Source organism: Solicola gregarius (assembly GCF_025790165.1).
In the GTDB taxonomy this organism is placed as follows: domain Bacteria; phylum Actinomycetota; class Actinomycetes; order Propionibacteriales; family Nocardioidaceae; genus Solicola; species Solicola gregarius.
Map to the genome: position 1 here is coordinate 983,011 of NZ_CP094970.1, position 21,640 is coordinate 1,004,650.

The window sequence follows — 21,640 nt, forward strand, 5'->3', positions numbered from 1 at the left end:
GGGGCTCCTTACCGAGAGAGGATCGCGCGACCGCCCGGGATACGGCCGGCGTCTAGATCGTCGAGCGCAGTGATTGCCTGCTCGAACGGGTAGTCCTTCGTCGCGAGACGCACCTTGCCGTGCGCCGTGAGGGTCATCAGCTCGGCGAGGTCGTTGTACGAGCCGACCAGGTTGCCGATCACGTTGATCTCGCGCGATACGAAGTCGATCGTCGGCACGTCGACGCGGCCGCCGTACCCGATCACGAAGTACGAGCCGGCGTCGCGCGTCATGCGCACCCCGTCGGCCTCCGTGCCGCTCTCGCCGACGAAGTCGAGGACGACCTGCGCCCCAAGACCTTTGGTGTTGTCGAGCACCTGCTCGACCTGCGTTCCGTCGCTGCGTACGACATGGTGCGCGCCGAGCTCGGACGCCCGCTCCAGCACCTCGGCCGATCGGTCAACGACCGTGATCTCCGCTGGAGTCAGTGCCGCGAGCACCTGCAGCCCGATGTGGCCGAGCCCGCCCGCACCGATCATCACGACCTGGCTGCCCGGGTAGAGCAACGGCGCCGCCTTGCGTACGGCGTGGTACGCGGTGAGGCCCGCATCGGCGAGTGCGGCGACCTCGGCCGGTGCGAGTCCGTCGTCGAGCGTGACCACCGAGCGTACGGAGGTACGAAGCAGCTCGGCCATGCCACCGTCGCAGTCGATGCCGGGGAACCGCGAGTTGGTGCAGTGAACGTCGTCTCCCTCGCGACAGGCGCGGCACAGGCCGCAGGTGACGAGCGGATGCAGGATGACCGTGTCGCCCGGCGCAACGGTCGAGACCGCGCTGCCCACCTCGACAACGGTGCCGGCGTTCTCGTGGCCGATGATGTACGGCAGCTCGACCCCGCTCTTCTCGGCCCACTGCCCCTCGATGATGTGCAGGTCCGTGCGGCAGACTCCCGCCGCGTCGACGCGTACCAGAACGTCGAGCGGATCCTCGATGCCCGCGTCGGGTACGTCGTCGAGAGTCGGTGGCTCGCCGTACTCGTGAACTCGCACTGCTCTCACGATCACTCCTCGGCTGGGGCGAAGGGTGGACCGATTGTGAGCCGGATTGGGCCGCGGCAGAACCGCCGTTATCGCGATCCGATAAGTCGTTTGTGCCTACTTACCTGAACGCCCCGCAAGCGGCCCTTCGGTGCTGAGTACGACGACGGTCGATCCGTCGTCGACGCCGAGGTCGTCGCGTCGGGACGGCTTCGCGAGCGCGCTCGTCGTACCGGCAAGCGAGGCGGCGCCACTGGGGCCCGCCGCGATGTCAGCCGCGGCCAGCTGCTCGATCGCCGAGGCCGTGTCGTCGTCGGTGACGGTGACGGCAGCATCGAGTCCGTCGCGCAGCACCGGCCAGGCGAGGCTGGAGAGCGTGCCGCAGTTCAGGCCCGCCATCGAGGTCGTGCCGGTAGGTACGGTGACGGGTTCTCCCGCATCGAGGCTCGCGATCGTGCATGGCGCCGCAGTGGGCTCGACCGACAGCACGGCCGGTGCGCGGCCGCCGCGTCGGTAGTGGCGTACGACGGCCTGGGCGAGCGAGCCCACGCCGACCGGCACGGCGACGAGGTCGGGGCCGCCGAGCATGGCATCGGCGAGTTGGGCGTCGATCTCGTCGAGCAGTGTCGTGTAGCCGTCGACGATCCAGCCGGGCACCCGCTCGTACCCCGGCCAGGCGGTGTCTTGGATGAGCAGCCCGCCGGTACGTTCCGCGGCGTGCGCTGCGGTCGCGACGGCGTCGTCGTACGCCGCGTCGAGCACGGTCACGTCGGCCCCCTCGCCGCCGATCGCGGCGACCACGACCGGCTCCACGCCGCGGGGCACGAACACCTCTGCGTTCAGACCGAGCAGCCTGGCCGTGCGCGCGACCGCATGGCCGTGGTTGCCATCGGTGGCGGTGACGAGCGTGGTCACCTCACCCGGCGACTCCTCGAGCGCCCGGTGGATCGCCCAGGACGCCCCGAGCACCTTGAACGCGGGCAGCCCGAGCCTGGTCGACTCGTCCTTGACGTACGCGCGGCCGACGCCGAGCTGCTCGGCGATGTGCGGCACCGCGACGAGCGGCGTCGGCGCGTACCCGTCGAGGCCGCGGTGAAACGCTGTCGGGTCGCCGCTGACGGGCGGGCAGGTCCACCGCCGTGCGGCCGGCCGGCAGTACCAGGCCGGTATCGCCACGCCTATACGGTCGCGTAGCGCTTGGCGGCGCGCGCCTTGGCCTTGGCGGCCTCGACCTCGCGATCCTTCGGTGGCGCGCTGGTCACCAGCGACTCGAGCAGCCGCTCGGTCGCGGCCGCCACCTCGTCGACCGCACGGTCGAAGGCCTCCTCGTTGGCGCGCGAGGGCTTGGTGGACCCGCTGAGCTTGCGCACGTACTGCAGCGCGGCGTCATGCACCTCGTCTCGGGTCGCGACCGGCTCGAAGTTGTGAAGGGTACGTATGTTGCGGCACATGAGTCGAGGGTAACCGCCGCCTGTGACGTCAGCCGCCGTCATGCAGCCAGCCGAGCAGATCCGGCGGCGCGAGCTGGGCGGCGCGGCGCTCGTAGCGTTCGAGCTCCGCGGGCGTGAGCACCTCGCGTCCGGCCCCGGGTGTTCCCCGGCGGAAGAACGCCTGCTCGTCCTTGAGTACGCCCGGCAGCGCCGTGACCAGTCGCGTGGACCGAGTGCGCATCTGCTCGAACGACGCCGCCTCGACCAGGCTCGACCAGCGCCGATCATCGACCGCGATGCCGAGCCGCGCCGCCAGGTCACGCATCTGGCCATCGAGGTCGCGTGCCAGATCGGCGTACCGGACGAGCAGGATGTTCGGCGCCTGCCGACGCGCCCACGCATCGCGCAGATGCCACATCACACCCGGCAGCGAGTCCAGCTCGGCACGCGGGTCGGCGTCGGAGTCGATCCACGCGAGCAGCCAGTCGTGCAGGTTCGGCCGAGCGCGACGTGTCTGCACCTCGCCGCCGGTCAGCTCCGCGACGCGCTCGCGGTCGATGTTGTCGCCCTGGTGATACAGCGACACCGCCATGTCCAGAGGGTGCCTCGCGACCACGATGTAGGTCGCGCGATGGTCGATCGGCACGCCGTCGAGCGGCGTGTGCGTCTTGATGACCCGGCGGTACGACTGCCGGGCCAGCCGCTCGTACACCTCGTCGCGCGGTGTGACCAGCCAGTCGAGCCACGGCGACAGCGCCGCGAGCGGCTCGGGCAGGTCCGGCTCCTGGTGTACGAGCAGCGCGCAGATCATCTGCACCCAGGTCGTACCGCTCTTCGACCGGGTGCTGATGACGATGTCACCATCGCGGAAAGAGAAGCCACGCCACCGATCGCTGTCCTCCTCCGGCGATCGATAGCGCACGAACTCGGCGGGCATCACGGCCTCGGGTCGGTCGACAGCATCGACATCACCGTCGCGTCGATCCACTCGCCGTCGAACCGGAGAGCGTCGCGTAGCCGCCCCTCGGCGACGAACCCGACCTTCTCGTACGCGCGGCGCGCTCGCGGGTTGAAGTCGTACACCTCCAACGAGATGCGATGGAGCCCGAGATCGTCGAAGCCGTACCCGACGATCAGGCGGGCGGCCTCGGTGCCGAGGCCGCGACCGCGGCCGCCCTGGCCGAGGAGCGTCCGGAAGTTGCACGACGACGACCCCTCGTCGTACTGGTTGAGCACGACCTCGCCCACGCACCCGCCGGCGGCTCGGTCGACGACCGCGAGATCCAGCCGGTCGACCTGCTCACCGCGGCTGAGATACCAGCCGCGCAGCTCGTCGTCGATGACCGACCCGCCGGACCCGAGCTCCGCAGAGGAGTTGTAGCTGCCGGTCAGCCGGCCGACCTCCGGGTCGGCGATCGCCGCGGCCATGGTCGGCAGGTCGCTCGGCTCGAACGGGCGCAAGGTGACCAGATCGCCCTGGAGCGTGGGCTTGGTCGCGAATGAGGCTGCCACGGCCGACAGCATTGCAGTCGCGTGGCGGCGCGGCAATCGAATTCGCCCGGGTCGCGACTAGGGCGGCCGGATGTAACAGACTTGCCAGCATGGATCTTCGGCACGCAACCTACCCCGACCACCGCGCGATCAAGGCCGCCGTTCCCTCCTGGTGGTCCGAGTCCCGGTCCCCTGAGCAAGCGCAGGTGCTGAGCAAGCTGCTCCCACCACTGTTCCTGCAGCACTTCGCGTCGACGAGCTGGATCGCCGAGGAGGACGGCGAGCTGGCGGGGTTCGTCGTCGGCTTCCACTCCGCCGACCGGGCCGATGAGGCGTACGTCCACTTCACCGGCGTCGACCCCCGGCTGCGCGGGCGCGGTGTCGGGCGGTCGATGTACGACCGGTTCTTCGACCAGGCGCGCGCCGCCGGGCGTACGACGATCCGGGCGATCACCTCTCCCCACAACACCGGGTCGATCGCGTTCCACACCGCGGTCGGCTTCGCGATCTCGCCCGGCGACAAGGAGGTCGACGGGGTATCGGTGCACGGCGACTACGACGCCCCCGGTGAGGACCGAGTCTGCTTCGTGGCGACGCTGGCGGCATAGGCGGGCGCCGAAGGCTCGCCTCACCCCGCGTACGCGATCGTGAACGAGACCGCCGCGACCACTCCCGCGACGACCCGGACATGGTTCGCCGCAGTCCACTCACGCACGTAGGTCGTCCATACCGACTCCGCGTCGGACGCGTCGGCGTCTACCGCTGCGAGGCGATCGTTGCGCGGGACGTTGTAGACGAGGGTGAGGATGATCGTGCCGACGAGATAGGCGATGCCGCCGACGAGCAGCGGCACCGCCGAATCGTCGCCCCATGTCGCGATCGCGCGCACGACCAGCACGATGCACAACAGCCCGGTTCCGAACAGCAGCGTCATGAAGGCCGGTGTCATGGCCCTGACGTTGATCGACTGCATCGCGGCGATGCCTTGGCTCGGCGGGAGCCGGATCAGCCCGGCCATCGCAAATGTCGAGAACGGGAACAGCGCTCCGCCGGCAGCCCCGCTCGCCACCGCCGTGATCAGGGTGAGCAGTTCGAATGTGTCGTCCATTGTCGTGACAGCCATGGCCCGGTCCTCGATCTATCCGTTCCAGACACCGGTGGCCGCGGTCGAGCGGGCGTAGTCGCGGAAGTCCCGCGCGGGACGTCCGAGCGCCTGCTGCACGCCGGCCGAGGTCGACGCGTTCCGGCCGTCCATCACCTCGGTGAACAGATAGACCAACAGCGACCGGACGTCGTCCGGCAGCTCGAGCGCCTCCAACGCGCCGGCGAACTCGGAGTGCGTGAGGGCACGGTAGTTGAAGTCGCGGCCCGACGCTTCGGCGATCTCGTGTGTCGCGTCGGCGAAGGTGAGCAGTCGCGGGCCGGTCAGCTCGTACAGGCGGCCGGCGTGGCCGGGTTCAGTGAGCGCCGCGACGGCGACCTCGGCGATGTCGTCGATGTCCACGAACGGCTCGGGTACGTCGCCGACCGGCAGCGCGAGCTCGCCTGTCGCAACCATCTCGTCGCGCCAGAAGTTCTCGCTGAAGTTCTGCGCGAAGAAGCTCGAACGCAGGACTGTCCAGTCGATGCCGGCCTCCTGCACAAGCCGTTCGCAGGCTTCGGCTTCGGCCTCGCCGCGCCCGGAGAGCAGCACGATGTGCCGGACGCCGGAGTCGACGGCGGTGCGTACGAATGTCGCAACGTCATCGGTGGCGCCGGGTACCGCGGTGTCCGGCGCGTACGTCAGGTAGACGGCCCGCACCCCGCGCAGCGCGGGCGCCCAGGTCGAGCGGTCCTGCCAGTCGAATGCGGGGTCGGCATTACGTGAGCCGACCCGGGTGGGCACGCCGCGCTCGGTCAGCAGTCGGACGACGCGGCGACCGGTCTTGCCGGTGCCGCCGACGACGAGTACGGGTTGGTTGTTGGACTCACTGGTGATCTGTGTGTTGTTCATACACAGGAGTCAACCGCCCGAATTCGAGACTCTCCATGGTCCAGACGCGCCACTGCATAAGCGATCGTCTAGGCGTGATCCTCGTCGACGAACCCGGGGTGCCCACCGTGCGAGAGCCCTTCGTGCCGGGCGACCTTCGAGAGCAGCCTGCCGAGCGTCGCACTCTCGGCCCGGCTGAGACCTTCGGTCATCGCCTGCTCGTGCTCTCGCGAGACGTTCATCAGCTTCGAGAGCGTCGACTTGCCCCGGCGGGTCAGGTGCAGCGCGTTCGCACGTCGGTCGTCCGGGCGAGCCCGGCGTTCGACCAATCCGCGGGCCTCCAGCGCGTCGATGACCGCGACGATCCTGCTCGGTGGCACGTCGAGGGCCGGGCCGAGCGACCGTTGCGTACGCCCGGGCTCTGCCGCCACCATCCTCAGCACCACCATCTCGCGCGGATCGATGCCGAGCGGCTCCAGCCGTGCCTGCCAGCGCTTCGACGACTGGATTCCCACGACCGACATCAGGTACGCGACGCCCGACTGACGCAGCCGGTCCCGGTCATCACTCTGGCTCGCCACGCTTGCTGTCCTCCGGACCCCGACGACTATGTTACGTATTTGAACTATCGCGCAAGGAAACTGCTCCCGGCACGACCGTTGCGCGCTCCACTCTATCTGTGCCCGGCGCACGCGGTATGCCGGATACGCTGATCGGTATGGACGCGATCTCCGGCCTGCTCGACGGGCCCCGTGCACGCGGTGCGTTCGTCCTCCGCTCGACCATGCAGCCCCCGTGGTCGTTGCGAATCCAGGACGAGGCACCGCTCTCCGTCATCGCGGCTGTCCGCGGCGATGCCTGTATCGTCCGGCGCGACATCGTCACCTGGCTGAACCAGGGCGACGTGGCCGTCATCTGCGGACCCGAGCCGTACGACGTCGCGGACAAGCCATCCACGGCGCCGCAGTCGATCATCCAACCGGGCCAGGTGTGTACGACACCCGACGGGGTCGAGGTGCCCGATATGGCGTTCATGGGCGTCCGTGCCTGGGGAAACGCCCGGGACGGCCGCACGGTGCTGCTCACCGGCACGTACCAGCTGCAGAGCGAGATCAGCGCCCGGCTGCTGTCCGCGCTTCCCGAGCTCGTGCACCTGCCCGCCGATGCGCTCGACACGCCGCTGATCGCGTACCTCGCCGAAGAGACGGTCAAGGACGAGCCCGGCCAGGAGGCCCTGCTCGACCGCCTTCTCGACCTGCTGCTGATCGCCGTCCTTCGCGCGTGGTTCGCACGGCCGGACGCGGAGGCGCCCGGCTGGTACCGCGCCCACGGCGACCCGGTTGTCGGACCCGCGCTCCAGCTGCTGCACAACAACCCCGAACGGCAATGGACCGTCGAGTCGATCGCGAGCGCCGCCGGCGTCTCCCGCGCCGCGCTCTCCCGGCGCTTCACCGCGCTCGTCGGCGAGCCGCCGATGACGTTCCTGACCAACTGGCGGCTCACCCTCGCCGCCGACCTGCTCCACGAGCCCGGCAACACCGTCGAGTCGGTCGCCCGCAAGGTCGGGTACGGCAGCGCGTTCGCGCTGAGCACCGCATTCAAGCGGGTGTACGGCGTCAGTCCTCGCGAGCACCGGGAGCGCGCGTACGCGGGCGGCTGACGGTCACAAGTCGACCGGCATCCGGACGTCGATGTCCGACCGCAGGATGTAGTGCTGCGACACGACCGCGCGGTAGAGCCGCAGCGCGGCCGGCGCACGCACGGACTCCGCCGCGAACACACTCAGATCGTGCTCGGCCGGTTCGGCGTACCGCCCGTAGTTGAAGCGTTCGAGGGTGCGCTCGAAGTCCGGCGAGTCGGTCATCTCGGTCGCGGTCGCCTCCATGTACACCGCCTGACCTGAACCCGGCACGACGTGGGAGTCGAACACGACAACGGAGATCTCCGGTCGTACGGCGATGTTCTCCGAGTGCCGCGTACCGGGACGCGAGACCCACTGCAGCTCGCGATACTCGTGGGCGGTGAAGTAGACCGGGTTCGCCCAGGGCCGGCCGGAGGCGTCGGCCGTGCCGATCACCATGTACTGGGTGGCGTCCAGGATCTCGCGTACGACTGTCGCAGGTTCGCTGCCATCACGCATAGTCGGACGCTACTCCGGGTACGACGCCGGACAGTCGACGCCACACCGCGCTTGCCGCTCGACCGGAATCTCGTGCACGCTCGGCCCGCGACGTACGAGCAGGGCGGCAGTGACCGCGCCGCCGACGAGCAGCCCGGCGCAGATCAGCATCGCCTGCGTGAACCCGTCGTCGACGACCTGCGGGTCGGCGTACCCGTCTCCGACGATCCCGACCAGCGACGGAAGTGCCGCCACCGCGAGGAGCTGGCCGGTACGCGCGATCGCATTGTTGATGCCCGACGCGAGCCCCGCCTGGCTCGACGGCGCGGCCGACAAGACGGCGGTCGTGAGCGGCGCGACCATCGTCGACAACCCCAGCCCGAACACGACGACGGCCGGCAATACGTCGGCGACGTACGTCGAGTCGGCGTCGATGCGCAACATCAGCAACAGGCCGCAGGCGCCGACGAGCGGGCCGACGGTCATGGGGATCCGCGGCCCGATGCGCTCGCCGAGCGCACCCGCGTACGAGGAGAGCAGCAGCATCAGCAGGGTGATCGGAAGGCTCGCCGCGCCGGCCTGCAGCGGGGTGTATCCGACGACCACCTGCAGGAACAGCACGAACAGGAAGAACGTTCCGCCGATTGCCGCGTAGACGACCAGCGTCACCAGGTTGGCCGCGGCGAACACCCGGTCGGCGAACATCGACAGCGGCATCAGCGGGTCGGCGGCGCGGCGCTGTTGCCAGCCGAACAGGACGAGCAGGACGAGCCCGAGCACCGTGACCGGCAGCGTCGACGCAATCAGCCCGTACGTGAGCGCGGCCAGGCCGGCGGCACCGAGCACCACCCCAGGCACGTCGATGCTGCGCGCCGCAGACTCATCGCGCGACTCGGGTACGTGCCGAAGGGCGATCCACACGATCGCCACCGCGACCGGCACGTTGATCAGGAACACCGCCCGCCAGCTGACGGCATCGACCAGCCAACCACCGAAGATCGGCCCGATCGCGGTCGCGACACCGCCGATGCCCGCCCATGCCCCGATCGCCGAGCCACGGTCGCGTTCGTCGATGGACGCCGAGATCAGCGCGAGGCTGCCCGGAGTGAGCAGTGCGCCCCCGACACCCTGCAGCACTCGCGCGGCGACGAGTAGCTCGACGTTCGGCGCCAGGCCGCACAGCGCGGACGCCACCGCGAACCACACCACTCCGACTACGAAGATCCGACGGCGACCCCACCGGTCGCCCAGGGCGCCGCCGAGCAGGATCAAAGAGGCGAGGGCGAGCGTGTACCCGTTGAGCGTCCATTGCAAGCCACCGACGCCGGCGTCGAGATCGGCGCCCAGCCTCGGTAGCGCGACGTTGACCACCGTCGCGTCGAGCATCGCGATGCTCGAGCCGAGGATCGTCGCGACGAGCAGCCAACGCCCGGTCGGCGTCGCCATCCGGACGGGCGTCGCGACGGCGGCCATCAGTCGACCCGTCTCAGCAGCCCTGTGTCGACGTCGTACAGGAAACCGCCGACGGAGGTCGAGTCGGCGATCAGCGGATGCGACCGCACCTTGGCGACGTCCTCCTTGACGCACGACTCCTGGTCGTCGATGACGCCGATCGACATCCACGACGCATCCGTCCCGCTGGCGGCGGTGATGCTCCGCCGCATGTCCTGCTCGCTCGCCGACGTCATCGCGCAGCGCGTGTGCTGCACGACCAATACCCGCGAGACGTTCAGCAGGTTGACGCCGAGCACGAGCGCGACGAGGGCCTGGTCGGTGACCCGGCCGCCGGGGTTGCGCAGGATCTTGGCGTCGCCCGGTGCGAGGCCGATCATCCCGAGCGGGTCGATCCGCGAGTCCATGCAGGTGACCATCGCGACGCCCGCTCGGGCGACGCCGTCGAACCCCGACAGCGCGAAGGTGTCGGCGAACGCGCGGTTCGCATCCAGCAGGTCGTCGAATGCTGCGTTATCGGCCACAGCGTCACATTATCGCGGCCCTGCGCGTACGCCCGCCTCGATCCGGTCGCCGGTCTCCTTGTCGATGTTGCGCCAGTACTCGAAGGCGCGCTCGAGCACCGGCTCGCTCACCCCGTCGAGCAGGTGGCCGACGACGTTGCTCACCAGGCGCTCGCGAGCGGCATCGTCCAGCACGTCGCGGACGAGCGTCCCGGGTTGGCCCCAGTCGTCGTCCTCGGCATGCAGAGCCGCCGCCGCACGTACCATCTCGCCGTCGGTGTGCCATCCCGCGGGCTCCCCGAAGCGGTCGGTATCGGCCTGCGGTCCGCCCTTGGAGTTCGGCGCATACACCGGGTCGCCCGGGTTGTTGAACCGCATCGCGCCGTCCTTGGCGTACGAGCGGCGCTGCGCGTTCCTGGGAGCGTTCGGCGGCAGCTCCGCGTAGTTCACGCCGATGCGGTAACGGTGCGCGTCGGCGTACGAGAACAACCGTCCGAGCAGCATCCGGTCGGGGCTCGGGCCGATGCCGGGCACCAGGTTGTTCGGCTCGAACGCCGCCTGCTCCATCTCGACGTGGTAGTCGTCGACGTTGCGGTTGAGCGTCATCCGACCGACTTCGATCAGCGGATAGTCCTTGTGCGAGATGGACTTCGTGAGGTCGAACGGGTTGAAGCGGTACGTCTTCGCGTCCTCGAACGGCATGATCTGCATCTTCAGCGTCCAGCTCGGGTGCTCACCGCGCTCGATTGCCGAGTGCAGGTCGCGCTGGTGATAGTCGCCGTCCTTGCCCGCGAGTTCGTCCGCCTCCGCCTGGGTGAGGAACTCGATGCCCTGGTCGGTCTTGAAGTGGTAGCGAACCCAGAACCGCTGGCCGTCGGCGTTGACCCACATGTAGGTGTGGCTGGAGTAGCCGTTCATATGTCGCCAGGTGCGCGGGATTCCCCGGTCGCCCATCAGCCACGTGACCTGGTGTGCCGATTCCGGCGAGAGCGTCCAGAAGTCCCACTGCATGTCGTTGTCACGCAGGTTCGTGTCGGCGCGCCGCTTCTGGGAGCGGATGAACTGCTGGAACTTCAGCGGGTCGCGTACGAAGAAGACCGGCGTGTTGTTGCCGACCATGTCGTAGTTGCCTTGCTCGGTGTAGAACTTGAGCGCGAACCCGCGCGGGTCACGCCAGGTGTCGGGACTACCGCGCTCTCCCGCGACGGTCGAGAACCTCGCGAGCATCTCGGTCGACCTGCCCGGCTGGAACAGGTCGGCCTTCGTGTACGCGCTCACGTCGTTGGTCACTTCGAACACGCCGTACGCCCCGCCGCCCTTCGCGTGCGGTTGCCGCTCCGGCACACGCTCACGGTTGAACTGCGCCATCTGCTCGATCAGATAGTGGTCCTGCAGCAGGATCGGGCCGTCGGGGCCGACGGTGAGCGAGTGCTCGTCGCTCTCGACGGGTATCCCGGTGTTGGTCGTCGTGTAGTTCTCCACAGACATGGTCCTCTCTCCGTTCGCGATTCAAGGCTTTCGACAGCGGGCGCAGTACCCCCAGAAGACGACCTCTGCCTCGGTCACCTCGAACCCGGAGTCGGGCTCGGGCGTCAGGCACGGTTGGTCACCGACGACGCAGTCGACGTCGCTCACTCCGCCGCATGACCGGCAGATGAGGTGATGGTGGTTGTCACCGGTACGCGTCTCGTACAGCGCCGCCGAGCCGGCGGGTTCGATCCGGCGAACGAGACCGGCTCGTACACAGGCGGCAAGTACGTCGTAGATCGCCTGGGTCGACACGCGGCCGATCAGCGCCCTGGTGTGCTCCTCGACCGCGGCCGCGGTCGAGTGCGGGTGTCTGGCCAGTACGTCGAGCACCGTCCGCCTCGGGACGGTGACCCGCAGACCGGCTTCTCGAAGTCGGTCAACCGCTTCGGTCGACATCACATGCTCCGCTCCCCACTGCAACACCGAATCTGGAGTGGGTCAAGTGATGCGTATACCCGACGGGCGCTAGAAGACTCCCCAAAGCACCCAGGCGATCACGAAGGCAGACGTACCGAGGGTCGTCTCCATGACGGTCCAGGTCTTGAGCGTCGTGGCTTCGTCCATACCGAAGAAGCGGCTGACCAGCCAGAACCCGGAGTCGTTGACGTGCGAGAGCACCGTGGCACCCGCCGCGATCGCGACGACCAGCAAGGTCAGCTTGAAGTCGTTCAGCCCGGCTGCAGCGACCGGACCGGCGATCAGCCCGGCCGTCGTGGTCAACGCGACGGTCGCCGAGCCCTGCGCCACTCGGAGCAGCGTCGCGATGATGAACGCCTGCAGGATCAGCGAGATACCCATATCCGACAGCGAGTCGCTCAGGGCCGCGCCGATGCCGCTCAGCTCGAGCACGCCTCCGAACATGCCGCCCGCGCCGGTGATCAGGATGATCGCGCACACCGGCCCGAGCGCCTCGTCGAGGATCCTGGTGACGGTCGCCATCGACGCGTTCGGCCGACCGAGTACGAAGATCGCCGCCAGCACCGTGATCAGCAGCGCGACCGGTGTGTTGCCGAGGAGCATCAGGAACTCGACCCAGGCCTCCCCCTCGTCGAGATCGCCTGCCTGGACGAGGGTGTCGAGGACCGTGTTGAGCCCGATGAGCACGAGCGGGATCAGCAGGATCGAGAGCACCGTGCCGAAGGACGGCGGGCGCTGACCCATCCGCTGCACCGCATCGGGATCCGACTCGTCCTGCTCTCGGACCTCGCCGAAGATGACGTCCGGCAGCGGAACATTGAACCGCGCACCGAGTACGCGAGAGACGAGGTACGAGCCGACGTACCAGGAGAGGACCGCGATCGGCACGCCGACCAGCAGGGTCACTCCGATGCTCGCGTCGAGCGCCGTGGCGGCTGCGACCGGTCCGGGGTGCGGCGGCACGATCGCGTGCATGGCGGCGAAGGCGCCGGCGGCCGGAAGTGCGTAGTACAGCAGCGAGCCGCCGAAGCGGCGTGCGACGGTGAGGATGATCGGCAGGAACACCACGAGGCCGGCGTCGAAGAAGATCGGGAACCCGAAGATCAGCGCCGCGACGCCGAGTGCGAACGGGGCGCGGTCCTCGCCGAAGCGGTTGATCAGGGTGTCGGCGAGCACCTGTGCTCCGCCGGTCACCTCGAGCAATCGCCCGAGCATGACGCCGAATGCGACGAGTAACGCAACCGATCCGATCGTGTCGGCGAAGCCGAACATCAAGACGTCGGGGATGTCGCCGAAGTCGAAGCCGACGGCGATCGCCGTCAGGACGCTCACGAGCACCAACGCCACGAACGCATGCAGCTTGATGACGATGATCAGGACCAGCAGGACCGCAACGGCCGCCGCGGCAATGAGCAGCAGTGCCGCCGTCCCGTACTGCGGTTCGATGGCTTCCATGCATCCGCCCTTCTGTCGAGTCGACCCCGAGCAGAACGGGCCTCACCTTGCCGTACGCGAGGTGTGCCTGGCAACCACCGATGCGTCTACCGGGCGAGCGGTCGTAGCGGTCTTGCTCGATCGAGTGGTCACGAACGCACCACAGAGCCCACCACGAGTGGTGCAACTACGACCACTCGACGGCCGGTCGACGGATTGCCCTGTGGATAACGCCCGATCGCGTCTGCTCACCAGCCAAAGTACGGGCATGCCGAAGCCACGCCCGATCCCCGCCGCGCTTCGCGCGCGCCCGTTCACGCTCGCGCAGGCCCGCGAGTGCGGCATCGGGCGTCGCGTCCTCGCGGGCAGCCGGTTCCGACGGCTGTTCTCGGGCGTGTACATCAGCACCGATTGGCCACTCGACCTGAACACCTGGCTCGAAGCCGCGCTTCTGATCGCGCCGCCGGGCACGATCGTCACCGGTCTGACTGGACTACGATGCCGGGGCATCGATATCGGTCCCCGCTGGCCACTGCATCTGGCGACCAGGGCCGAAACGCGCGTACGCCGGCCGCACCTTCGCATCACGCGGGTGACCACGTTGCCGCCGCACGACGGTCGGCTCGCGGAACCCGCAGATTGCTTCGTCACCGCATGCGCCGACGTCGATCTCGTGGACACCGTGACGATCGGCGACTGGCTCCTCCATCGCGGCATTCCGCGGGCCGCGCTCGACCAGGCGGTCGCAGCGTCACATGGGCGTGGCGTCGCGCTTGCCCGGCGTGCCATGACGCTGGTACGCGATCGCGTGGAGTCACCACGCGAGACCTACGTCCGGCTGATGCTCGTACTCGCCGGACTGCCCGAACCCAAGTGCAACCCCAATCTCGGCAGCAGCATCGCGTTCATCGGCCGCGCCGACCTCGCCTATATGGTGTACCGCCTCATCGTGGAGTACGACGGACGTTTCCACGCCGAGGATGCGGACAACTGGGACGACGATCTGGATCGAATCGACGACTTCGCCGATGCGGAATGGGCCCACATCCGAGTGACGGCACGGCGGCTACGCCGGCCACGCGCCCTGGTCATGCGCGTCTACCGGCGACTCGTTCAGCGCGGCTACCAGGGCCCGCCACCGGTGTTCACCGACGAGTGGGTCACCCTGTTCGAGACTCGCACCGCCGCAGAGCGAGCCCGCGAGAGCCTCGCCGGCTCGTGGAACTGACGACTGCCGGACCGCGTGGTCACAAACGCACCAGGACAGGCCACGTACGTCGTGCGTTATCGACCACTCGCCGAGATGGAGCTGAGGTTCGCGAACGACAACGGCTCGGCGACGACCCCCGTCAGTCGTCGCCGAGCCGCTCCCCCGTACCCGGGTCGAATACGTGGACGGTCTCTCCGGTCATCCGAAGGCCGACCGTCTCACCGATCCTCCCGGGCCGACGCTGGGCCGAGCGGGCGACCAGCTCCACGGGCGAGCCGGCCTCCCGCTCGACGTGGGCGTAGACGTACGACTCGCTGCCGAGCTCCTCGACGAGGTCGATCTGCACGGCGATGCCCTCGCCCTCAGAGTTGACCTCGAGCGTCTCCGGTCGCAGTCCGATGGTGACGTCCGTGAGGCCACGCTGCTTCGCGGCCGCGGCCTGGGCGGGCGCGATCGGCAGCGTCACCGCGCCGACCTGCACGCCGCCGTCGGCCAGCGTCGCGTCGAGGAGGTTCATCGCGGGAGAGCCGATGAAGCCCGCTACGAACAGGTTGGCCGGGCGGTCGTACAGCTCCGTCGGCGACGCGAACTGCTGGAGCCGGCCGTCCTTGAGCACCGCGACCCGGTCGCCCATCGTCATCGCCTCGACCTGGTCATGCGTGACGTACACGGTCGTCGTGCCGAGCCGGCGCTGCAGAGCGGCGATCTGGGTACGGGTCTGTACGCGCAGCTTGGCGTCGAGGTTGGACAGCGGCTCGTCCATGCAGAACACCTGCGGCTCGCGTACGATCGCGCGCCCCATCGCCACTCGTTGTCGCTGCCCGCCGGACAGGTTCGCCGGCTTGCGATCCAGGAAGTCGGACAGGTCGAGCAGCCTGGCCGCATCCTCGACCTTGGCCCTCCGGTCGGCCGTCGACAGACCGCGCATCTTCAGCGCGAACCCCATGTTCTCCGCGACGGTCATGTTCGGGTAGAGGGCGTAGTTCTGGAACACCATCGCGATATCGCGATCCTTCGACGGCACGCCGACCATGTCCTTGCCGCCGATCTCGATGTTGCCTTCGTCGATGTCCTCGAGGCCGGCGAGCATGCGTAGCGCGGTGCTCTTGCCCGATCCGGACGGTCCGACCAGTACGACGAACTCCCCGTCCTCGATGTCGAGCGTGAGCGAGTCGACGGCCAACCGGTCGGCGTTCTCGTAGATGCACGACGCCTGCTTGTACTTGATGTCAGCCATGGTGGCTCCTTCTGGGGATGGTCACTTGATGGCGCCGAACGAAAGTCCGCGTACGAGCTTGTTCTGGGCGAGCCAGCCGGCGATCACCACGGGCAGTGCGGCGAGCGTCGCGGCGGCCGACAGCCGCGCCCAGTAGAGACCCTCGCCGGTGATGAAGCCGACGAGCGAGACCGGCACCGTCTGCGCCTGAACGGCGGTGAGGTTGACCGCGAAGAAGAACTCGTTCCACGAGAAGATCGCGCAGATCAGCGCGGTGGCGGCGATGCCGGGCGAGACGATCGGCAGGATCACCTCGCGTACGGCGCGCCACGTACTCGCGCCGTCCAGCCCTGCCGCCTCGAGCAGCTCGCCCGGCACCTCGAGGAAGAACGACCGCATCATCCACACTGCGATCGGCAGGTTCATCGCGGTGTAGAGGATGATCATCGCCCAGATGTTGTCGAGCAGGCCGATCTCGTTGACGATCACGTACAGCGGCACGATCACCGCCACGACGGGCAGCATCTTCGTACTGATGAAGAAGAACAGCACGTCCTGGGTCTTCTGCACCGGCCGAAGGGAGAGCGCGAACGCTGCCGGTATTCCGAGCAGCAGCACGAGCAGTGTCGACACCACGGTCGCGAACAATGAGTTCAACAGGGCTGTACCGATGTCGCTGTCGAGCACCGCCGTGTACTGGTCGAGGGTCGGGGTGAAGAACAGCGTCGGCGGATCGGTGTACGCGTCGCCCTCCTGCTTGAACGACGTGAGGACCATCCAGAACACCGGGAAGAAGAAGCCGAGCGCGAGGACCCAGGCAACGACGGACCAGACGATGCCCGACTTGCCCTTGTCCTGACGCTTCTTGCGCGCCTGCTTCTTGATCGCGGCGACATCGCGCCGCTCAGGGGTACGTACGTCGACACTCATCACGCGGCCTCCTGGGTGGTGAAGCTCTTGAAGATCAGCCGTAGCGCGAGGGTCGCGAGAATGATCGTGACGATCACGGTCACGACTCCCATGGCCGCCGCTTGCCCGACGTCGAAGCCGAGGAACGCCCGCTGGTAGATGTAGAACGGCAGGTTCGAGCTCTCGACGCCCGGGCCTCCCGACGTCATCATGTAGACCTGGTCGAAGGTGTTGATCAGGTAGATCGCGCCGAGCACGACCCCCAGCTCGATGAACCGGCGAAGGTGCGGGAGCGTCAGCTCCCGGAACAGGCTGAACGCTCCCGCGCCGTCGACGCGGGCCGCCTCCAGGATGTCGCGCGGCATGCTCTGCAGGCCGGCCAGGATCAGCAGCATCATGAACGGCGTCCACTGCCAGATCAGTGCGATCATCACGGATGCGAGCGGATACTTGCTGATCCAGTCGACGTTGCCGACGCCGAAGGGCGAGAGCACGAAGTTGATCATGCCGAAGACCGGGTCGAACATCGTCGTCTTCCACAGCAGCGCACCGGCAACGGGCGTCACCAGGAACGGGGTGATCAGCAACGTGCGCACGACTGCGCGGCCGTGGAACTTGCGGTCGAGTAGCAGCGCCAACCCGAGCCCGATCAACGCGGAGATCAGAACGGTGCCCACGATCAGGATCGCCGTGTTCAGTGCGACCTGACGGAACTGGCTGTCGCGGAAGACGTCGGCGTAGTTGGACAATCCGACGAACTCGCGCGAGCCGGGGCGTACGAGGTTCCACGACTGGGTCGAGAAGTACAGCGTGAAGAGGAACGGCACCTGCGTCACCACGATGGTGAAGATCAGTGCGGGAAGCAGTGGTCCTCGCCGGCGCCAGCCCTCGGCCCTCGTCACGGCGGGCGTGCGCTTGGTGCGGACGTGCGCGGCGGTCGTCGCTGGAGCGCTCATCACTTCTCCTGGTAGGTCTCGCCGACGGTCTCGGCGTACTGCTGAGACTGATCGAGCGCGTCGTCGACGGATGTCTTACCGGCGATCGCCGCACTGATCTGCTGGCTGACCCGGGTACCGAGATCCTGGAACTCGGGGATCGTCAGGAACTGCACCCCCGTGTACGGCACGGGCTTGGTCGTCGGGTTCTCCGGATCGGCATTCGCGATCGACTCGAGGGTGATGTCGCCGAACGCCTTACTGACATCGGCATACTGAGGAATCTCGTACGTCGAGTTCCGACTGCCCGGTGGCACCCGCGCCCAGCCGAGCTCGTTGCCGACGAGCTTCATGTAGTCCTTGTCGGTCATCCAGGCGACGAAGTCCCACGCGGCCTGCTTGTCTTCGGTGGTCTCGGGAATGCCGAGCGACCAGGTGTAGAGCCAGCCCGCATGATCGGTGTCGATGACCGGCGCCGGTGCGTACCCGACCTTGCCGGCGACCTTGCTCGCCTCGGGATCCTCGACGGTCGACACGGCCGAGGTGGCGTCGTACCACATGGCCGCGTTGCCCTGCGAGAACTGCGTCGCGCACTCACCGAAGCCGGCCGTGGCCGCACCTGGCTCGCCGTAGTCGCGGACGAGGTCGACGTACCCCGTGACCGCGTCTCGCACCTCGGGGCTGTCGAGCTCGGCGTTCCAGTCCTCGTCGAACCAGCGACCGCCGGCGGTGTTGATCACCGTGTCCAGTGGTGCGAGCACCTCACCCCAGCCCGGCTTGCCGCGCAGGCAGATGCCGGACATGTTCGCGTCGGGATCGTGCAGCGCCTTCGCGAACCCGCGTACGTCGTCCCAGGTCGGCTTCTCGGGCATCGTCAGTCCGGCCTGCTCGAACAGGTCCTTGCGGTACATCAGGAACGACGACTCGCCGTAGAACGGGACAGAGTACATATCGCCCTTGTACGACAACGACTTGCGTACCGACGGGATGAAGTCGTCGGAGTCGTATCCTTCGGTCTTGTCGATGTAGGGCTGGAGGTTGGTGAGCCATCCGTTCTCCGCCCACTGGGGCGTCTCGTAGTTACTGATCATCACGATGTCGAACTCTCCACCGCCCATGGCGGTCGAGACGGTGATCTTCGCGCGGGCCTCGTTCTCCGAGAGGGACACAAATCGCAGGTCGGTGTCCGGGTGGTCCTTCTCGAACTCCGCGGATAGGTCGATCGCGTCCTCCATCTGGGAGTTGGAGACGATGGCGACAGTGATGGTGTTGTCGCCGGAGCCGATCGCACCGGCGCCGGCGCACGAGGCGACCACGGCACAGCCGGTGAGTGCCGTTGCCACTTTGGCGAGTGTTCGTCGTTTCACGACGCACCTGCTTTCGTTGGTTGCTCGGCCTGGTCGAGGAGCCAGCTCGCGGCGGCGTCGTCGGTGACGAGTACGTCGACGAGGCCACCGCGTACGGCGCCCAGGATGGCTTCGTGCTTGCGCTCTCCACCCGCGACCACTGCAGTGCACGGGCACTTACGAAGCTGGTCCAGCTCGACGGCGACCGTACGTTTTGCGAGCGGGGTGTCGATCTCGGCGCCGTCGAGGTCGAAGTAGCGGCCACAGGCATCGCCGACCGCTCCCGCCGCGACGAGGCCGGCGAGTACGTCGGACTCGATGAAGCTGCCACGCAACAGCGTCGATGCGGTGGTGAGGTCGCCGACGCTGAACATCGCTATGTCGCAGGCGCGGCCGCGATCGATGGTCTGCGAGATGAGCGAGTCCTTGCGCAGCGAGCGTACGGTCGCCGCGTCGGCGAACAGCGGCGCCGACAACGGGTACGGCGTCGCCTTCAGCATCTCGGCGCAGTGGTTGACGATGTACTCGCCGCGCGTTCGGTACGCGACCGAGCTCGTCGAGCCGTCGAGCTGGACGACCTCGGCGCAATCCGCCGCACCGACCTGCACCGCGTCGGTCATCGCCGCCATGGTCGCGCCCCACGCGAGGCCCAACCGATCTCCGGACGACAGCCGGCGGGTCAGCAGACCGGCCGCCGCCGTACCGAGACGGGTGAGCGTCGCCTGCTCGCTGTCCGGCGCATCCGCGACGACGACCACCTCCCGCAGCCCGTACGCCGATTCGAGGCCCGACTCGAGATCGGCGAACACCGGCGACTCGGCGTCTTCGGGGATGCCGACGTCTATCCGTACGATCCCCTGCTCTCGCGCTCGAAGCGACGAGACGACCTGCGGTCGGTCGCGAAACCCCTAGCCGGCTTGCGACTTCGGCCTGCGTCAGGTCGTCGACGTAGTAGAGCATCGCGGCACGCAACAGCAGTCGGACGTCGTCCGACCCGCGTGAAGTGCCCGGCGCACGTACCATCGTCCATCCTTAGCAGATGCTCATGACTTGATCATTTGCTCAGCAAAGTAGCATCATGGCTGTGACCTGCACAACACCCGACGTCAGGAAGCTCCCGTGGAACAGCCGACCGCAATCGACCTGAACGCCACCACGCTCGACGCATTGCCCGACTCCGTCACCACGCCGACGTACGACCGGACCGCGGTGACCACCGGGATCGTGCACTTCGGTGTCGGCGGCTTCCATCGGGCCCACCAGGCGATGTACGTCGACCGGCTGCTCGAACGCGGCGACGGCGACGGCTGGGGCATCTGCGGCGTCGGCGTCATGTCGTCCGACCGTGCCATGCGCGACGTGATGGAGCGACAGAATGGCCTTTACACGTTGACGCTCGAGCATCCGGACGGGTCTCGCGAAACCCGGGCCATCGGTTCGATCGTCGACTACTTGTACGCGCCGGACGACCCCGAAGCGGTGATCGAGCGGCTTGCCTCGGAGGCGACCCGGATCGTCTCCCTGACGATCACCGAGGGCGGCTACAACTTCTCCCACACCACCGGCGAGTTCCTACCCGAGACACCCGACGTCGCGCACGATCTCGAGGAGGGTTCGGCCCCGCGTACGGTGTTCGGCCTTGTCACGGCCGCGTTGCGGAGACGACTCGACCGGGACGTTCCACCGTTCACGATCATGTCGTGCGACAACATCCAGGCCAACGGCGAGGTCGCACGCGCGATGTTCACCGCGTACGCGAAGCTCAAGGACCCCGAAGTCGCAGCGATGCTCGAGTCCGACGTGTCGTTCCCGAACTCGATGGTCGACCGGATCACCCCCGAGACGACCGACGAACTACGCGCGAGCGTGCGGGAGCGCACGGGCGTCGCCGACGCGTGGCCGGTCGTCGCCGAGCCCTTCTGCCAGTGGGTGCTCGAGGACTCCTTCACCCTCGGCCGGCCGCCGTACGAGCATGCGGGCGTGCAGGTCGTCGACGACGTCGAGCCGTACGAACTCATGAAGCTGCGGCTGCTCAATGCAAGCCATCAGGGGCTCTGCTACTTCGCCTACCTCGCGGGATACCGGCTGGTGCACGATGCGGCGCGCGACCCGCTGTTCGCCGACTTCCTGCTTGCGTACATGGACGACGAGGCGACTCCGACCCTGCAGGCCGTGCCGGGCGTCGACCTCGGCGAGTACAAGGCCACCCTCATCGAGCGCTTCTCCAACCCCGGTGTGCGCGACACCGTGCCACGACTGTGCGCGGAGTCGTCCGACCGGATCCCGAAGTGGTTGCTTCCCGTCGTACGCGACCAGCTCGACCAGGACCGTCCCGTACGCCTCTCCGCGGCGATCGTCGCCAGCTGGGCACGGTACGCCGAGGGCGTCGACGAGCAGGGGCAGCCGATCGAGGTGGTCGACCGCCTCGCCGACACCCTCGTACCGATCGCCCGCCACCAGCGCGAGGAGCCGACCGCGTTCCTGGCGAATCGCTCTGTCTTCGGCGATCTGGTCGACGATCCGCGATTCGTCGAGCCGTACGTGCAGACGCTCGCCGCGCTGCACTCGGTCGGTGCGCGCGCGACCCTCGAGGGCCTGATGGAGGCGCGCGGCGGCGCGTAGACGGCGTTCGTCTGTAGACGGCATGGCGGTGCCCCGCC

The 21,640-nt window shown here is 68.1% G+C and carries 23 protein-coding genes; 4 read left to right on the forward strand and 19 right to left on the reverse strand.

The window, feature by feature from the left end:
• Positions 1-8 precede the first annotated feature (8 nt).
• From L0C25_RS04910 to L0C25_RS04930, 5 genes are all read right to left on the reverse strand, one after another.
• Positions 9-1,037, reverse strand: a complete 1,029-nt coding sequence (locus L0C25_RS04910; protein WP_271635312.1) for an NAD(P)-dependent alcohol dehydrogenase — start codon at positions 1,035-1,037, stop codon at positions 9-11.
• A gap of 96 nt (positions 1,038-1,133) precedes the next feature.
• Positions 1,134-2,192 (reverse strand): diaminopropionate ammonia-lyase, encoded by a 1,059-nt coding sequence (locus L0C25_RS04915; RefSeq protein WP_271635314.1) that lies wholly within the window; start codon positions 2,190-2,192, stop codon positions 1,134-1,136.
• Positions 2,193-2,194: 2 nt separating this feature from the next.
• Positions 2,195-2,467, reverse strand: coding sequence for a DUF2277 domain-containing protein (locus L0C25_RS04920; protein ID WP_271635315.1), 273 nt, complete (start codon positions 2,465-2,467; stop codon positions 2,195-2,197).
• Positions 2,468-2,495: 28 nt separating this feature from the next.
• Entirely contained in the window at positions 2,496-3,383 is an 888-nt protein-coding gene (locus L0C25_RS04925) for a sulfotransferase domain-containing protein (RefSeq protein WP_271635317.1), read from the reverse strand.
• Positions 3,383-3,958 carry a GNAT family N-acetyltransferase gene (locus tag L0C25_RS04930; RefSeq protein ID WP_271635318.1) on the reverse strand — a complete coding sequence of 192 codons (576 nt, stop codon included), beginning with the start codon at positions 3,956-3,958 and terminating at the stop codon, positions 3,383-3,385. The genes L0C25_RS04925 and L0C25_RS04930 overlap by 1 nt, the downstream gene beginning before the upstream one ends.
• 89 nt (positions 3,959-4,047) lie before the next feature.
• On the opposite strand from L0C25_RS04930, the gene L0C25_RS04935 reads away from it, so the two are divergent.
• Positions 4,048-4,545, forward strand: coding sequence for a GNAT family N-acetyltransferase (locus L0C25_RS04935; RefSeq protein WP_271635320.1), 498 nt, complete (start codon positions 4,048-4,050; stop codon positions 4,543-4,545).
• A gap of 20 nt (positions 4,546-4,565) precedes the next feature.
• Here L0C25_RS04935 and L0C25_RS04940 read toward each other — a convergent pair whose 3' ends face one another.
• The 3 genes from L0C25_RS04940 to L0C25_RS04950 all read right to left on the reverse strand — a co-directional run bounded on the left by L0C25_RS04940 (position 4,566) and on the right by L0C25_RS04950 (position 6,490).
• Positions 4,566-5,060: an anthrone oxygenase family protein gene (locus L0C25_RS04940; RefSeq protein ID WP_271635321.1), complete on the reverse strand. Its 495-nt coding sequence runs from the start codon at positions 5,058-5,060 to the stop codon at positions 4,566-4,568.
• A 15-nt stretch (positions 5,061-5,075) separates the two neighbouring features.
• On the reverse strand, positions 5,076-5,930 hold the full coding sequence (locus tag L0C25_RS04945; protein ID WP_271635322.1) for an NmrA family NAD(P)-binding protein: 855 nt from the start codon (positions 5,928-5,930) through the stop codon (positions 5,076-5,078).
• Between the two features lie 68 nt (positions 5,931-5,998).
• Entirely contained in the window at positions 5,999-6,490 is a 492-nt protein-coding gene (locus L0C25_RS04950; RefSeq protein WP_271635323.1) for a MarR family winged helix-turn-helix transcriptional regulator, read from the reverse strand.
• Positions 6,491-6,627: 137 nt separating this feature from the next.
• On the opposite strand from L0C25_RS04950, the gene L0C25_RS04955 reads away from it, so the two are divergent.
• Positions 6,628-7,569: an AraC family transcriptional regulator gene (locus L0C25_RS04955; protein ID WP_271635324.1), complete on the forward strand. Its 942-nt coding sequence runs from the start codon at positions 6,628-6,630 to the stop codon at positions 7,567-7,569.
• A 3-nt stretch (positions 7,570-7,572) separates the two neighbouring features.
• Here L0C25_RS04955 and L0C25_RS04960 read toward each other — a convergent pair whose 3' ends face one another.
• The 6 genes from L0C25_RS04960 to L0C25_RS04985 all read right to left on the reverse strand — a co-directional run bounded on the left by L0C25_RS04960 (position 7,573) and on the right by L0C25_RS04985 (position 13,385).
• A complete protein-coding gene (locus L0C25_RS04960; protein ID WP_271635325.1) occupies positions 7,573-8,049 on the reverse strand; it encodes a pyridoxamine 5'-phosphate oxidase family protein in 477 nt (158 codons plus the stop codon).
• A 9-nt stretch (positions 8,050-8,058) separates the two neighbouring features.
• Positions 8,059-9,501 carry an MFS transporter gene (locus L0C25_RS04965; protein WP_271635326.1) on the reverse strand — a complete coding sequence of 481 codons (1,443 nt, stop codon included), beginning with the start codon at positions 9,499-9,501 and terminating at the stop codon, positions 8,059-8,061.
• Positions 9,501-10,004 (reverse strand): beta-class carbonic anhydrase, encoded by a 504-nt coding sequence (locus tag L0C25_RS04970; RefSeq protein WP_271635327.1) that lies wholly within the window; start codon positions 10,002-10,004, stop codon positions 9,501-9,503. Before L0C25_RS04970 ends, L0C25_RS04965 begins: the two co-directional genes overlap by 1 nt.
• A gap of 9 nt (positions 10,005-10,013) precedes the next feature.
• Positions 10,014-11,471 (reverse strand): catalase, encoded by a 1,458-nt coding sequence (locus tag L0C25_RS04975; RefSeq protein WP_271635328.1) that lies wholly within the window; start codon positions 11,469-11,471, stop codon positions 10,014-10,016.
• Positions 11,472-11,492: 21 nt separating this feature from the next.
• Positions 11,493-11,909 carry a Fur family transcriptional regulator gene (locus L0C25_RS04980; RefSeq protein WP_271635329.1) on the reverse strand — a complete coding sequence of 139 codons (417 nt, stop codon included), beginning with the start codon at positions 11,907-11,909 and terminating at the stop codon, positions 11,493-11,495.
• Positions 11,910-11,978: 69 nt separating this feature from the next.
• Positions 11,979-13,385, reverse strand: a complete 1,407-nt coding sequence (locus L0C25_RS04985; RefSeq protein WP_271635330.1) for a GntP family permease — start codon at positions 13,383-13,385, stop codon at positions 11,979-11,981.
• A gap of 247 nt (positions 13,386-13,632) precedes the next feature.
• Here L0C25_RS04985 and L0C25_RS04990 point away from each other — a divergent pair, with 247 nt between their 5' ends.
• Positions 13,633-14,592 (forward strand): hypothetical protein, encoded by a 960-nt coding sequence (locus L0C25_RS04990; RefSeq protein WP_271635331.1) that lies wholly within the window; start codon positions 13,633-13,635, stop codon positions 14,590-14,592.
• A 121-nt stretch (positions 14,593-14,713) separates the two neighbouring features.
• On the opposite strand, the gene L0C25_RS04995 is transcribed toward L0C25_RS04990, so the two are convergent.
• From L0C25_RS04995 to L0C25_RS05015, 5 genes are read right to left on the reverse strand one after another with little or no spacing between them, the layout of a single operon-like run.
• On the reverse strand, positions 14,714-15,811 hold the full coding sequence (locus L0C25_RS04995) for an ABC transporter ATP-binding protein (RefSeq protein WP_271635332.1): 1,098 nt from the start codon (positions 15,809-15,811) through the stop codon (positions 14,714-14,716).
• A gap of 21 nt (positions 15,812-15,832) precedes the next feature.
• Positions 15,833-16,720, reverse strand: coding sequence for a carbohydrate ABC transporter permease (locus L0C25_RS05000; RefSeq protein WP_271635333.1), 888 nt, complete (start codon positions 16,718-16,720; stop codon positions 15,833-15,835).
• Entirely contained in the window at positions 16,720-17,655 is a 936-nt protein-coding gene (locus tag L0C25_RS05005; RefSeq protein ID WP_271635334.1) for a carbohydrate ABC transporter permease, read from the reverse strand. The genes L0C25_RS05000 and L0C25_RS05005 overlap by 1 nt, the downstream gene beginning before the upstream one ends.
• Complete coding sequence (locus L0C25_RS05010) at positions 17,655-19,001, reverse strand: ABC transporter substrate-binding protein (RefSeq protein WP_271635335.1); 1,347 nt, start codon at positions 18,999-19,001, stop codon at positions 17,655-17,657. The genes L0C25_RS05005 and L0C25_RS05010 overlap by 1 nt, the downstream gene beginning before the upstream one ends.
• The gene (locus L0C25_RS05015) at positions 18,998-19,789 is read right to left on the reverse strand and encodes a sugar-binding transcriptional regulator (RefSeq protein ID WP_271635336.1); all 792 of its coding nucleotides are present in this window, start codon (positions 19,787-19,789) and stop codon (positions 18,998-19,000) included. Before L0C25_RS05015 ends, L0C25_RS05010 begins: the two co-directional genes overlap by 4 nt.
• Before the next feature lie 310 nt (positions 19,790-20,099).
• Between L0C25_RS05015 and L0C25_RS05020 the strand changes: the two genes are divergently transcribed.
• Positions 20,100-21,602: a mannitol dehydrogenase family protein gene (locus tag L0C25_RS05020; protein ID WP_271635337.1), complete on the forward strand. Its 1,503-nt coding sequence runs from the start codon at positions 20,100-20,102 to the stop codon at positions 21,600-21,602.
• Positions 21,603-21,640: the final 38 nt, after the last annotated feature.